Here is a 13924-nt window from a genome sequence, read left to right on the forward strand (position 1 = left end):
AACGAGAGGTTACCCCGGCAATGGAGTGTCGTCACGGCTTTGGTCGAGCCGTGGTCCCTGGGTCAAGCGTTCCCTTCAGTCGAGGCCGTCATGGCCGGGCGCGGCGCGCCGATCGAACGCGGCCTTCAGACGCTAGATGCCCCGGCCGGCCTGTTGACCGATCACGCAGCGCCACGCAGCCAGTCGCTCCGCTGGATGCTGGGTCATCCAGTCGGCGAGCTGCGGCGCGCCCATCAGGCAGGACTGCACCGAAACCTGCGCGAAATCCGAGGTGGTGACGACCTGCTCGTGACAATTGGTCGGGGAGGCAAGGCTGCAAAGCACGGCGATGATCTTGATCACGACAGGTTACCCCCGTCGCGGCCGATATAGGTACGGCCCATCGCGGCCTTATCCTGGCCTTCGCTGGCCGGGTCGGTCGGCGGGAAGATACTGTCGTAGATGGCGCGCGCCTCCTGAATGAGACGTGCTCGCTCGCGCTCGGACTTTGAGACAAATCGAATGACTTCGCCCATGTTGGCTCCGAATATCAGTTGGCAGATCCCGTCATCAGATGACGCCTATCATTTCATCGTCATCTATGACGCCGTCTTCGGCTTTGAAGCGGTGTCGCCGATCACGAAGGAGTAAAAAGCGCGTGAGCGCACTCCGGAATCCCAACGTCTCCCGTGCCTTTGATGCGCCGGGTTGAGAGACCGCTCACCAGCTCACATCCGTTGCGGGGCTTCGGGAGCCGCGCGAGCGAATGCTGGTGTCGACTTGCTCCTTGCGCTCATCGGCAAGGATATTTTCGTCAAGAAAATTCTCATGGACCGAATATGTTTCATCTCGGGCCGTGTGCAAGTTTTTGGAACCATCCGGGAATTCGGCGACTCGATGCGATCGATCCGTCACGCCGCCGGCGCGCGCTCTTTCCGTCCCGGCACGGCTGCCAGCAGCTCGCGCGTATAGGCATGCTCCGGCGCAGCGAACAGCTGCGCGGTCGGCTTCAGCTCGACGATGGCGCCGCGCTGCATCACCGCGATGCGGTCGCAGATCTGGGCGGCGACGCGTAGATCGTGGGTGATGAACAGCATCGAGAGGCCGAGGCGTGTCTTGAGGTCTTCGAGCAGCCGCAAGACTTGCGCCTGCACGGAGACGTCGAGCGCGGAGACGGCCTCATCCGCGACGATGATCTCGGGCTCGAGCGCCAGAGCGCGCGCAATGCCGATGCGCTGGCGCTGGCCGCCGGAGAATTCATGCGGATAGCGCTCGAGCGCGCCGGCATCCAGGCCCACCATCTTGAGGAGATCGCGGGCGCGGTCGAACGCCGCTTTCGGATCAAGGCCGGCCGCGATCGGGCCGTCGGCGATGATGTGGCTGATCTTGCGGCGCGGATTGAGCGAGGCGAACGGATCCTGAAAGATCATCTGGATGCGATGGCGCTCGGCGCGCAGCGCCTTGCCTGAGAGCTGGGTGAGATCGGTCTCGCCGATCCGCACCGTGCCGCGGTCGGCCTCGATCAGCCGCATCACCAGGCGCGCCACCGACGATTTGCCGGAGCCGGATTCGCCGACGAGGCCGAGCGTCTCGCCCCTGAGGATGTTGAAATTGACCGCGCGCGCGGCATCGACGCGGCGGTCTTCGCGAAACCAGCCGCCCGAGGTGACATAGGTCTTGTCCAGCCCGATCACCTCGACCGCCCTGGCCTGATCGTCGAGCGGCTCGCGCGCCGGCGGGTCCATCGAGGGTACGGCGGCGAGCAGCGCCTTGGTGTAGTCGTGCTGCGGCGCGTTGAAGACGGTCGCGGCCGGGCCTTCCTCCACCACCTTGCCGTGACGGAGCACGACGACCTGGTCGGCGATGTCGGCGACCACGCCGAAATCGTGGGTGATGAACATCACCGCCATGTTGCGATTGCGCTGGAGGTTACGGATCAGCTTGAGGATCTGCGCCTGCGTGGTGACGTCGAGCGCGGTGGTCGGCTCGTCCGCGACCAGCACGGCCGGCTCGAGCGCGAGCGCCATCGCGATCATGGCGCGCTGGCGCTGGCCGCCGGAGAGCTGGTGCGGATAGGCACGGACGATACGCTCGGGGTCGGGCAGGCCGACTTCGCGCGCTAGCGACAAGGCCTTGGCGCGCCGCTCCTTCGGCGTCAGCAGGCCGTGGGCCTCGAACATCTCGGCCATCTGGTCGCCGATCCGCATCAAGGGATTGAGCGCGGTCATCGGCTCCTGAAAGATCATCGCAAGGCGCCGGCCGCGCAGATCGCGCCAGCCGTCGTCGTCGAGCTTGAGCAGGTCGCGGCCTTCGAACTGGATCTCGCCGGAGGCCACCGAGACCGTATCAGGCAACAGGCCCATCAGCGCATGTGCGCACATCGACTTGCCGGAGCCGGATTCGCCGACGACGCAGACGATTCTGCCGGGTCGAAGATCGAGCGAGACGCCGTCGACGGCGAAAGGACGCTCGGCGCCTTTGGGCAGGGCGATCCGCAAATTCTTGATGGAGACGGCGGGCGGTGCGGTCATTGTCAGCGTCCCTCCCGCGACAGGCGCGGATTGAGCGCGTCGTTGAGGCCTTCGCCGATCAAATTGAGCCCGAGCACCGAGATCAGGATGGCGACACCGGGAAACACGGTGATCCACCAGGCCTGGCGGATCACGGTGCGGCCGGCGCCGACCATGTAGCCCCAGGAGATCAGATTGGGGTCGCCGAGGCCGAGGAACGACAGCGAGGATTCCAAGAGGATCGCGGTCGCCACCATCAGCGAGGCCAGCACGATCACGGGCGACAGTGCGTTCGGCAGGATTTCGCGCATAATGATCCAGGTGTTGCTTTGGCCGGTGACCACGGCCGCCTGGACATATTCGCGCGTGCGCAGCGACAGCACCTCGCCGCGCACGAGGCGGGCGACCGGCGGCCAGCTCACCAGCGCGATCGAGGTCACGATCGAGTAGATCGAGGGCTGCAGGATCGCGACCAGCACGATCGCGAGCGCGAAGCTCGGAATGGTCTGGAAGAACTCGGTGAAGCGCATCAGGGCGTCATCGACCCTACCGCCGAAATAGCCGGCCATGGCGCCGATGGGAACGCCGACGATCAGCGCGACCAGCGTGGAGACGAGGCCGACAAGCAGCGAGACGCGCGCGCCAAAAATCATACCGGCGAACACGTCGCGGCCGAGCGCGTCGGTGCCGAGCGGCACGGCGGAGAGCGTAAACGGCGGCAGGAACGGCCGCTGCACCATCCGCCATGGCGAGTTCGGGAACAGCATCGGTCCGAACAATGCGACCGAGATCGCGAGAACCAGGATGATGAGCCCGATGACGCCGCTCGGGCTGCGCAGCATCGATTTCCAGAACTGTTTCATGAGGCGAATTCGATGCGCGGATCGACCAGGCGATAGACCAGGTCGGTGATGAGGTTGAAGATCAGGACCATGGCGGAGCAGATCACGAAGACGCCGAGCAGCAGATTGTAGTCCCGCTGCAACAGCGCGTCGTACATCAGGCGCCCGATGCCGGGCCAGGCGAACACGGTCTCGGTGATGACGGCGCCGCCGATCAGCGTGCCGGAATGCACGCCGGCCAGCGTCACGACCGGCAGCAACGCGTTGCGCAGCACGTGGCGGCGCTGGATCACGGCGTCCGAGAGGCCCTTGGCGCGCGCGGTCTTGACGAAGTCGAGCCGTTTCACCTCCAGCATCGAGGCGCGCGTCATGCGGGTATAGGTCGCCATGAAGAACAGGCCGAGCGTCATCGCCGGCATGATCAGGTGTTTTGCGACGTCGACCGCGTGGGAGAAGCCGGTCAGATTGGCGCCGACCGTCTCGTAACCAAAACTCGGCAGCCAATCCATGGTGACCGAGAACAGCAGGATGCCCATCAACGCCACCCAGAAGATCGGCATGGCGTAGAAGATCAGTGCGAAGACGGTGATGGCGGTATCGAGGAAGGTCCCGGCAAAGCGCGCGGCGAAGGTACCGAAGAGAATGCCGAGCGCGAGCGAGATCGCGAATGCGGTCAGCGTCAACAGCAGCGTCGCAGGCAGCCGTTCGCCGATCAGCTTTGCGACCGGCGCCTGCTGGCGGAAGGAGAAGCCGAGGTCGAGGGTGACGACGCCTTTGACATAGATGAAGAGTTGTTCCGGCAACGGCTTGTCGAGGCCGAACTTCTCCCTGAGCTGATTGACGAAGATCTGATCACTGGCCCCGGCCTCGCCCGCCATCACCACCGCGGGGTCGCCGGGCGCAAGCCGGATCAGGAAGAAATTGAGGACGACGATCGCAAGCAGGACGATCACGCCCTTCAGGACACGCTGAGCGATAAAGGAGAGCATACTTAGAGCGACGCTTGTTTGACGAGAGGGTCGCCGCAGCGACGGTGCGCTCCCTCTCCCGCTTGCGGGGGAGGGTAGGGGTGGGGGTGTTTCCGCAGAGAAGGTCCTCGAGCGGAGAGAGCCCCCACCCGCCGCACGTGGGACGATGCTTCGCATCGCCCGGCGCGCGTCGACCTCCCCCGCAAGCGGGAGAGGTGCACCTTTTCCGTGGCTCGGACGGCAATCATTCGGCGAAAGCTACAGCACGAGAGATCAGACGCGAAGCGCCCGTCACTTGTCGAGCCATGCGTCCTTGAAGCCGTCATTGACCCCGATTCCCGTGGTGATCAGGTTCTTGACCTTGCACCGCATGATGGTCGGGAATTGCAGCTCGAGCATCCAGGCCACCGGCACGTCCTCGACCAGGATCTTCTGCGCCTTCTCGTAGATCTCCTTGCGCTTGGAGTCGGGGGTCGCGACCGCGCCGTCGGCGAACAGCTTGTCGATCTCGGGATTGGAATAGCCCTCGACGTTGTTGAACATCTGGCCCTTGGCGATGGCGCTGGAGATGTAGTTGCGGCCGACGCCGAGCGCGGGATCGCCATACTGGTAGAGATAGGTGAAAGCGATGTCGTAGTCCCAGTCGCCGATCTTCTGGTTGCCGCCGGCGACGTCGGTGGCGATGGTCTCGATATTCATGCCGACGTCCTGGAGGTTCTGCTTCACGGCTTCACCCCAGCGCTGCCAGGTCTCGCCATAGGCGAGCGGCAACAGGCGGATCTTCTCGCCCTTGTAGCCGGCTTCCTTCAAGAGCGCCTTGGCCTTGGCCGGATCGTACGGATATTTCTTCACGTCGTCGGTGTAGTATTTGATGGTTGAGGCGGACGGGCCGGTCGCGACCTTGCCGAGCCCGTTCCAGATCACGTCCTTGGCGAAGTCGCGGTCGATCGCATACATGATCGCCTGCCGCACCCGCTTGTCCGCGAGCGGACCCTGGCGGTTGTTCAGCCACAGCCAGGCCAGCGGCGAGAAGAACTCCCAGCCGGCGCCGGTGACGCAGGTGTCCTTCAGCTTGGACAGCCGCGGCACGTCGAAATTCTCCACCGAGCCGCCGGGCAGCACGTCGACCTTGCCGGTCTCATACGCCACCGAGCGCGCCGCGGCGTCGGGAATGATCTGCCAGTAGATCTCGTCCAGATAGGGTTTGCCCTTCTCGTGATAGTTCGGATTCTTGACCAGGCGGATGAACGAGCCCTTCTGCCATTCCCTGAACATGAAGGGGCCGGTGCCGACAGGGGCGTTGTTGTAGGGATTGGTCTTCCAGTCGGTGCCTTCATAGAGATGCTTGGGCACCATCGGCATCGAGCCGACCTCGAAGATGCCGAGGAACGGGCCGAACGGCTGCTTCAGCGTGAAGACGACAGTGTAATCGTCGGGCGCCTCGACCTTGTCGACCTGCGCGAGGTTGTTGCGGGCGCGCGCGTGGGTCTGCTTCAGCATCTCGACCGAGAACAAGACGTCGGCGGCGGTGAAAGGCTTGCCGTCGTGCCAGGTCACGCCCTTCCGGAGCTTGAACGTGTAGGTCTTGGCGTCCTCGCTGACGCTCCAGCTCTCGGCGAGCTCGGGCTGCGGTTCGAGCTTCGGGCTGTAGCGCAGCAGGCCCTCGAAGATGTTGCCCGAGACCATCTGCACCGGGCCGTTCTGGACCATCGCCAGCATCAGGCCGGGCGGCTCGGGCTGGATCACCGCATTGATCACACCTCCGGTCTTCGGCTCTTGCGCCAGTGTCGGGGCCGTGAGGCCGCAAGCCAGGAGGAGACCAAGCAACACTCGTTTCGGCATGTCGTATCTTTCTCAAGCGAGACCGGCCGTCAACGCTTCGCACGCCATGGCGCGCAAAGCTACGGCCGGTCCATCCCAGTCCCCATCCGATATCGAGGCTCACATAGTCCCGTTCGGCGCCGCAAGATGAAAGTCGCGACAGTGCTCGCACAAAAAATGTACAGCGCGTCCTGTTTTCCGCATACCTTCGCGCACGGCAGATCGGCCCGCTGCGGGCGATCAGGCGGCCTTACTCGTGTCGAGAGTCTGCGAAGGCGTTGCACAAGCCTGCGCCTGCGACCAAAAGCATCAGGCGGTCATGATGCGCTGAGAGCCCGTCGCCGCCCAACCGGCCAGGAATAAAGTGGATCGCCCTGCGATAGGTCAGAGGCGGCCCCGCTCTGGATTTGATCCGGATCAAAGCCAGGCGGCCGCTTTTACGATCGAATAGCAACTGGCGACGCGGCGCTGTGCGTTCTGAGTCGTGAGACGCGTGAGACGATCGATGGACTTCCAGGCCACGAATATCCCTGCGGTTGACGATAGCGGTCCTGATGTCGCCGGCCTCGAACTGCCGCCCGATGCAGGCGTGCAGCACTGTCTGCAATTGCTCTGCGATGCCGGTCTGCGACCGACGCGCCAGCGCCTGGCGCTCGGCCAATTGCTGTTCTTGCGCGGCCACCGGCACGTCACTGCGGAGAGGCTTTACGAAGAAGCGATGGCGGCGAGCGCCTATCTGTCGCTTGCGACCGTCTATAACACGCTGAACCAGTTCACCGAGGCCGGCCTCTTGCGCCGGATCGCGGCCGACGGCATCAAGTCGTTCTTCGACACCGACACATCGGTGCATCCACACTTCTATCTCGAGGGCGAGGATGTGCTGGTCGACGTTGCCGAAGGCCTCGCCTTCACCAAGATTCCGGAGGCGCTTCCCGGCCACGAGATCGCGCGGCTCGACGTCATCGTCCATTTGCGCCGCAAGCGCGCGTAGCGCCGGGGTAAGAGAAGCCGCCTAGCGCAGCCCTGCGCGCCGAAATCCTTCCAGATAGTGCTCGCGATCCCCGTCATTGGCCCACGGCAGTTGCGTCGCGATCCAGTGCAGCGAGATGTCGGGCTGGGTGCGGCGGAGCTCGCCCAGCGCCGTCTCCGCAAGCGTTCCGTCACCGGTCATGCCGGCGGAGACCGCGAGCACGCGGTAGGCGCCGGTGAGATCGCCGCGATGGCGGATCGCCTCGCGCGCCAGCGCGATGGCCTCGTCATAACGGTGTTCGGTGAAGCGCGCATAGCCCGCGATGCCGTGATAGATCGCCAGCGACGGATCGCGCGGTGACAGCCGGATCGCCCTTTGGGCAGCCTCGAACGAATCCTTGGGACGTCCGGCATAGGACAGCGCCAGCGCGTAATAACCCTGCGCCAGCGAGAAGTTCGGATTGAGCGCGAGCGCCTGCTCGAACTCGGACAGCGCGTCCGCGAGCCTGCGTGTCGAGAAGCAGACGCTGCCGAGCGCGACATGCGCCCAGGCATCCTCATGGTCGCAGCGCACCGCGGCCAGCGCGGCGGCTTCCGCCACCGGCGCCACGGTGGCCAGCTCGGCCCAGCCGAGATGCACGCCCAACATGTAATTCGCCGCCAGCACCGACAGCGCCTGGCCGTAATTCGGATCGATCCCGATCGCGCGTTCGAGCAGCGCCCGTGCGGTCTCGTGATCGCGCCGGGTCACGCGCCAATAATGCGACAACGCCCGCATCAGGAAATCCCAAGCGTCCAGGCTCGCAGGTCCCTTGCGGTGGGCGCGAAAACTTTCGGCCGCGTGAATCTGCGGCTCGATCGCCGCCGCGATCGCGTTGGTGATCTCGTCCTGGACGGCGAAGACGTCGACCAGCTCGCGGTCGTAGCGCTCGGCCCACAGATGGCTGCCTGACGTGGCATCGTTGAGCTGCGCGGTGATGCGCAGCCGATTGCCCGCCTTGCGCACGCTGCCTTCGACGACGTAGCGGACGCTGAGCTCCTCCGCGATCTGTCGGAGGTGGACCGCGCGCCCCTTGTAGGTGAAGGATGAGTTGCGGGCGATCACCATGAACCAGCGCTGCTTCGACAGCGCCGTGAGGATGTCCTCGCTGATGCCGTCGCCGAAATAGTCCTGCGCGGGATCGCCGCTCATGTTCTCGAAGGCGAGCACCGCGATCGCCGGGCGGTCCCCCACGCGCGAGGGGGCGGGCCTGGCTTCGGCCGGCACGATCGACGCTGCCAAATCTTCCCGGACCTCGCCGACGAAACGAAAGCCCTTGCGCGGAATGGTCTTGATCAGCCGCTGCGTCGCGCCGTCGTCACTGATCGCCTTGCGCGCGGCGTTGATGCGGCTGTTCAGCGCCGAATCCGAGATGATCCGATCGCTCCAGATCTGGCTGATCAGGTCATCCTTGCTGACCACACGCGCGCGTTGCGCGACGAGATAGAGCAAGAGATCGAACACCTGCGGCTGCAACGGCACGGCGGTCCCGCCACAGGTCAGTTCCCGCAGGTCGCCGTCGAGCACGTTGTTTTCAAAGCGAAATCGCACGTTTCTGTCGTCTCAAGCAAAAATCAAAGTCGTCTCAGGCGAAAATCAACCGTCCGCGAAAGTCTGGGGGCGTCCGATCCGGCATGGTGCGAAGACCAAACAGTGCCGATGCCTCGGCACAACGGAGCGTTCTATGACCCAACTTGATCACCAGGTTCATTCCATCAGCCCGGAGGTTGCGGGCTCACGCATTTTCAGGTTCATCGCCTTTCTGTACGGAATTGCGGCATATCTCGTGTTTTTCGTCACCATTCTCTACGCCATCGGCTTCGTCATGGGGCTGGTGGTGCCCAAGACCATCGATACCGGAACCGACACGCCGATGGCCGAAGCCGTCATCGTCAATCTCCTCCTGATGTCGCTGTTCGCCCTTCAGCACAGCGTGATGGCGCGCAAGCAGTTCAAGGCGTGGTGGACGCAGTTCGTCCCCAAGCCGGTCGAGCGCTCGACATATGTGCTGTTCGCGAGTCTGTCATTGCTGCTCCTGTTCTGGCAGTGGCGTCCGTTGCCTGCGATCGTATGGAATGTCGAGAACCCGGATCTCGCCGTGACGTTGGTCACGCTGTCGTTCGCGGGGTGGATCCTGGTGTTCACCAGCACCTACCTGATCAATCATTTCGAATTGTTCGGATTGCATCAGGTGACCAACCATCTGGTCGGCAAGGAGATGACGCCGCCGCGCTTCAGGACGCCGCTGCTCTACAATTTCGTCCGCCATCCGATCTATCTCGGTTTCATCATTGCGTTCTGGGCGGCGCCGACCATGACCGCGGGGCATCTGCTGTTTGCGGTCGTCACCACGCTCTACATCTTCGTCGGCATCGCGCTGGAGGAGCACGACCTCGTCGCTCTCTTCGGCGACGAGTACCGGCAGTACAAACAACGGGTGTCGATGCTTATTCCCTGGCGCCGGTCATTCTAGCCTCGTCGCGGCATCGCGCGCGTCCGCCGAACGGAGGACGCTTGGCCGCGCCGGCTGAGGTATGAGAGCATCTCACATACCCGTCCCCTCAACGTCCCCCGGGGTGATGTCCCCTTCACCCCGACACCTCTCCCCGCATTCCCATCGGTCCCGACATATTGTGGACGAGGAGCGGGGAGAGGATTTCTTCCTCTTCATCAAACGGAGACGACCCAATGAAACATGTCGGAAACTGCTTCTGTGGCGCGGTCACGATCGAGGTCACGGGCGCACCGGAGGCGATGGGCTATTGCCATTGCCGTTCCTGCCGCTCCTGGTCGGGCGGCCCGGTCAACGCCTTCAGCCTGTGGAAGCCCGAGGCCGTGCGCGTCGCCGGAGGCGCCCAGAATGTCGAGACCTTTGCCAAGACGCCGCTCAGCGAGCGCAAATATTGCAAGAAGTGCGGCGGCCATCTCATGACCAACCATCCGCCGCTCGGCCTGGTCGACGTCTTCACCGCCACCATCCCGACGCTCGCCTTCGCGCCCGGCGTTCACGTCAACTATGCCGAGACCGTGCTGCCGATGCGCGACGGCCTGCCCAAGCTGAAGGATTTTCCGGCCGAGTTCGGCGGCAGCGGCGAGATGATGCAGGAGTAGCGGCGCCGGGTTTCGAGAGGGCGGCAGCACGCCGCTCCTCTCTTCTTCGCGAGAAAGGCAACGGGTCAGCCGCCGCGCGATTCAACGACTTTGCGGCAGCTGTCCGAGAGCTTCGACTTGTTCTCGCGCAGGCAGGCATTCATCTGCGGGGGCTTGCCGATATGTTCGGCGCAGAATTTGCTGGCATCGCCACGGCAGGCCATTTGCTCCTGGACCGATGGACCGGATTGCGCAGCAGCGGGCAGGGCGGAAGCGGCGAGCAGCAGCGCGGCAACAGCTGAAATCTTCATAAAGCACCTCTTTGGAATCGACGTTGGTCCCGACCGGGATCAATCGGGCCGGACCATCTCGCGAAGGCCGCGCATGGGTCCATGCCATGTTCATGGCGTCGGCCCGGTGTCCCGGCCGCAGCGACCCCCATCTTCATGGCATGTATCCGCGCGCCGTCTTTTGTCATTCAGGCTGCACCTCGGCTGCGAAACCCGGTGATTGCATCGGGACGCCGAACGGGAAGCAGGAGAGCAAAGGATGTCGAAGAGAGCTGGAGCGCTGAGTGCGGGGCTGACGGTCATGGCGCTGGCCGGCGCGGCGATGGTGTCGCTGGGCACGAGCCCGGCACAGGCGGTGGTCTATTGCAAGACGGTCGGAGTGCCCAAGGGCTGCGTGGTGCGGCCGACGGCGGCCGTGGTGGTCGCGCCGGGAGCGCCGGTCGCAAGGGCCGCGGTCGCAACGCCCGGCGTCGGCGCGCCCGGTATCGGCGTACGCGCAGGAACGCCGATGAATCGCGGCGGCCCGGTCAATCGCGTCGGCGTGCGCTGATATTTCCATTCGATTGAATTGATTGCATCGCCTCGGGCCCGGGGCGCCCTGCGGACGAACCCCCCGTCCTCCGCCGGCAAATCACCCGGCCCGTTCCCTCTCTCCGCGCGTCCCACACGTTCGGAGAGGGGGGCTTTTCAGCCCGCAGCCGCGTCGCTGTCGGGAAAACGCTGCGGCAATTGCAGCCGCACCCGCGTGCCGGAAGCATCGGAACTCAGGTCGAGCACCGCACCGCAGCGCGCGGCGCGATTTCCCATGTTGCGCAAGCCGCGCGCGGTCTGGCCTGCACGGGCGGCCTCTCCCTGGCCGGCCAGCGCAAAGCCATGGCCGTCGTCGGTCACGCTGATCAGGCCGTACGGCCCCTCGCTTGCATCGAGCGTCTCGATGGTGACCGCGATGCGGTGTGCCTGTGCGTGCTTGACCGCATTGGTCACGGCCTCGTCGAGGATGCGCACGATCTGGATGACGTGCCATGGCCTGAGTTCAGGGTGCAGCGGCAGGCCCTGCGGGGTCGCCACGCGCCAGTCGAGCGTGATGTCGTGCGGCCGCAATTGCGCGCTCGCGCGCTCGCGCCAGGAGCCGAGGGCGAGCATCAGGTCGCCGCCGATGTCGTCCATAGAATCGATGACGAGACGCAGATCCTTCAGCGCGGCACGGGCGGCGTCGGTGATGGTCGCGCCCTCATGGCCGCGCTCGGAGAGCGCGACGATGCTGACGAGCTGGCCGCCGAGGCCGTCGTGCAGGTCACGCATCAAACGCGTGCGCTCATTGGCGAGCGCGGCGGCGCGCGCGCGCTCCTCCTCGCGGACGAAGCTCGCCTTCAGCCGCTCCTCGGCCTCGCGCACGCGCGTCACCAGCTGGCCGGCGAAGCTGTCGACCTGGTTGAGCGCGCGGGCGAAGCGCCAGGTCAACCCGGCCCCGATCGCGACCAGCATCGCCGAATAGGACAGGCGCGAGACGAAGATGCGATCGTTGCTCACGATCTCGAGCACCGTGAGCATGTCCTGGACCCAGCAGACCAGCACGATGGTGACGGCGCAGCCGATCGTGAAGCTCGCCGCATCCTGCCGCCGGACGACCGCAGTCGCGGTCACCCAGGCCATCAGAAACAGGCAAAGCCCGACGGTGGGGATGCCGAGCACCAGAAAGAGGATGCGCGGCAGCGGCGGGCCCCCGATCAGCCCGACCACGAACACGACGAGGCCTGGCACGAACAGCAGCATGCCGTAGCGCGGCCAGCGCCAGCCGAAGAACAGCACGCCGAACATGACGACCAACGCACTCTCGATCGGCGCGGACGCCAGCAACACCGCGGCAAGCCGCGACGTGGCGGCCGGCGGAACCGGCGGCGGTACGTACGCCTGCACCACGCCGAGCACCATCGCAGCCGCCAGCACGCCGTAGACCGGCTCGCGGCGCCGCATCAGCCACATGATCGCGAGGATGACGGCGAGGATCGACTGCCAGGCCGAAAACACCACGGGGAGGGTGACAAACAGCAGCGTCCGCGTCTCATAGGCTGGCCGCAAGGCGGCATCCGGCCCGACATAGACAGTGTCGAGAAAACCCTTCAACGGGCCCCACACGAACAGGCGCACCGTGATCTCGTTGGCGCCCTCGCGCAGCAGCGAGGCGGGGATTGCTGCGATCTGCGGCGTGTTGCGGTCGGGCCGGTTGGCATTGGCGTCGCGCCGGGAATCGAGCACGACGACGCCGTCGACGGCGACCTCCACCGCGTTGCTGAAGCGCGGCAGATAGACCGACCATCCTGCCGCCGCTTCGCCGCGCCTGAACGTGAAGCTGCCGGTGTAGAGCGGCGGGTCGTCCAGGGAATAGCGCGAAGCCGTGAAATGCGGCAGCGTCACGGGCAGCGTCACGCCGTCCTGCCGCAGCGAAAATCCGCTCAGGGCAAAATCGTCGGGGTCGTTCGGCTGCAGCAGCCGCAGCCCGAGAATGGTGGCGATCACGATCAGCGCCTGCAGCAGCAGATAGGGCACGAGGCGCGAGGCGATCAGCCGGCGCCGCGGCCGCGTGGGTGCCTTCGTAGCTGCCTTTATAGGTGCTTTGGCCGCGATCTCGCTCACAGCTTGATCAGGCCCTGCTGCACCGCTTCGAACACCGCTTCGCTGCGCGTGTGCACCTCGAGCTTGCGATAGATGTTCTTGATATGGCCGGGCACGGTCTGCTTGGACAGGCCGAGATGGCTGGCGATCTCGGCATAACTGAAGCCTTTTGCGATGCCCCAGAGGATGTCGATCTCGCGCGGCGTCAGCCTGGCCGTGTTGAGCGCCGGGCCGGGCGGCGGCTCCGCCGAATTTGGCGCGGCACCTTGGGTTCTGCGCACGATGAAGCGCGCGATCGAGGCCGAGATCGGCGAATGGCCGGCGACCAGATCGCGCACCGTGGTGGCGATGTCGGTGGGGAAGGCGTCCTTGAGCAGATAGCCGGTGGCGCCGACCGTGATCGCCGAGATCACGCTTTCCTCGTCGCCGAGGGCCGAGATCACCATGATCTCGGTGTCGGGGAAGCGCTGCCTCATCTCGCGGATCAGCTCGATGCCGTGGCCGTCGGGCAGGCGCAGATCGGTCAGCAGCACGCGGGGCGCGCCGCCGGCAAGGACGGAACGGGCTTCGCCGAGCGTGCCGGCGCTGCGCACCTCGTAGCCAGCCTTGACCAGCGCATCCTGCAGCCGCCAGCAGGTCGGCGCGTCGTCCTCGACGAGGAGGATGGTGATGGCTTCACCCGTCTCGCCCTGTTCAGTCATGATCATGGTCCCGCGACCCGCGTGTCCCCCGCGGCGCAAGGCAAGTTTAGCCGCCGGACGCGGGCAGCGACACCCATAATCATGGGGGCGGGGATGCCCCG

At 65.2% G+C, this 13924-nt stretch carries 14 protein-coding genes; 4 read left to right on the forward strand and 10 right to left on the reverse strand.

Annotation, left to right across the window (positions count from 1 at the left end):
* Positions 1-132: 132 nt before the first annotated feature.
* The 6 genes from GA0061098_RS20625 to GA0061098_RS20645 form a co-directional block, all read right to left on the reverse strand.
* On the reverse strand, positions 133-342 hold the full coding sequence (locus GA0061098_RS20625; protein ID WP_091960106.1) for a hypothetical protein: 210 nt from the start codon (positions 340-342) through the stop codon (positions 133-135).
* Positions 339-515 (reverse strand): hypothetical protein, encoded by a 177-nt coding sequence (locus GA0061098_RS45105; RefSeq protein WP_162832263.1) that lies wholly within the window; start codon positions 513-515, stop codon positions 339-341. The genes GA0061098_RS20625 and GA0061098_RS45105 overlap by 4 nt, the downstream gene beginning before the upstream one ends.
* 375 nt (positions 516-890) lie before the next feature.
* Positions 891-2510: an ABC transporter ATP-binding protein gene (locus tag GA0061098_RS20630; protein WP_165637494.1), complete on the reverse strand. Its 1620-nt coding sequence runs from the start codon at positions 2508-2510 to the stop codon at positions 891-893.
* 2 nt (positions 2511-2512) lie between these two features.
* On the reverse strand, positions 2513-3352 hold the full coding sequence (locus GA0061098_RS20635) for an ABC transporter permease (protein WP_028139871.1): 840 nt from the start codon (positions 3350-3352) through the stop codon (positions 2513-2515).
* Entirely contained in the window at positions 3349-4320 is a 972-nt protein-coding gene (locus tag GA0061098_RS20640) for an ABC transporter permease (RefSeq protein WP_091960115.1), read from the reverse strand. The genes GA0061098_RS20635 and GA0061098_RS20640 overlap by 4 nt, the downstream gene beginning before the upstream one ends.
* 270 nt (positions 4321-4590) lie before the next feature.
* On the reverse strand, positions 4591-6141 hold the full coding sequence (locus GA0061098_RS20645) for an ABC transporter substrate-binding protein (RefSeq protein WP_091960119.1): 1551 nt from the start codon (positions 6139-6141) through the stop codon (positions 4591-4593).
* A gap of 484 nt (positions 6142-6625) precedes the next feature.
* Here GA0061098_RS20645 and irr point away from each other — a divergent pair, with 484 nt between their 5' ends.
* Complete coding sequence (gene irr, locus GA0061098_RS20650) at positions 6626-7111, forward strand: Fur family transcriptional regulator Irr (protein WP_091960124.1); 486 nt, start codon at positions 6626-6628, stop codon at positions 7109-7111.
* Between the two features lie 21 nt (positions 7112-7132).
* Here irr and GA0061098_RS20655 read toward each other — a convergent pair whose 3' ends face one another.
* Positions 7133-8680: a winged helix-turn-helix domain-containing tetratricopeptide repeat protein gene (locus GA0061098_RS20655; protein WP_091960129.1), complete on the reverse strand. Its 1548-nt coding sequence runs from the start codon at positions 8678-8680 to the stop codon at positions 7133-7135.
* 133 nt (positions 8681-8813) lie between these two features.
* Between GA0061098_RS20655 and mddA the strand changes: the two genes are divergently transcribed.
* Positions 8814-9602 (forward strand): methanethiol S-methyltransferase, encoded by a 789-nt coding sequence (gene mddA / locus GA0061098_RS20660; protein WP_165637495.1) that lies wholly within the window; start codon positions 8814-8816, stop codon positions 9600-9602.
* 215 nt (positions 9603-9817) lie between these two features.
* Positions 9818-10240, forward strand: coding sequence for a GFA family protein (locus tag GA0061098_RS20665; RefSeq protein WP_091960133.1), 423 nt, complete (start codon positions 9818-9820; stop codon positions 10238-10240).
* Between the two features lie 65 nt (positions 10241-10305).
* Here the strand turns inward: GA0061098_RS20665 and GA0061098_RS20670 are convergent, their stop codons facing one another.
* Entirely contained in the window at positions 10306-10530 is a 225-nt protein-coding gene (locus tag GA0061098_RS20670) for a hypothetical protein (protein WP_028139882.1), read from the reverse strand.
* A 238-nt stretch (positions 10531-10768) separates the two neighbouring features.
* Between GA0061098_RS20670 and GA0061098_RS20675 the strand changes: the two genes are divergently transcribed.
* Entirely contained in the window at positions 10769-11059 is a 291-nt protein-coding gene (locus tag GA0061098_RS20675) for a hypothetical protein (RefSeq protein WP_091960136.1), read from the forward strand.
* A gap of 137 nt (positions 11060-11196) precedes the next feature.
* Here the strand turns inward: GA0061098_RS20675 and GA0061098_RS20680 are convergent, their stop codons facing one another.
* Both GA0061098_RS20680 and GA0061098_RS20685 read right to left on the reverse strand, forming a co-directional pair.
* Entirely contained in the window at positions 11197-13143 is a 1947-nt protein-coding gene (locus GA0061098_RS20680) for a sensor histidine kinase (protein ID WP_091960140.1), read from the reverse strand.
* Positions 13140-13823 carry a response regulator transcription factor gene (locus GA0061098_RS20685; protein ID WP_165637496.1) on the reverse strand — a complete coding sequence of 228 codons (684 nt, stop codon included), beginning with the start codon at positions 13821-13823 and terminating at the stop codon, positions 13140-13142. The genes GA0061098_RS20680 and GA0061098_RS20685 overlap by 4 nt, the downstream gene beginning before the upstream one ends.
* Positions 13824-13924 lie beyond the last annotated feature (101 nt).

This window comes from Bradyrhizobium shewense, assembly GCF_900094605.1.
Lineage (GTDB): Bacteria > Pseudomonadota > Alphaproteobacteria > Rhizobiales > Xanthobacteraceae > Bradyrhizobium > Bradyrhizobium shewense.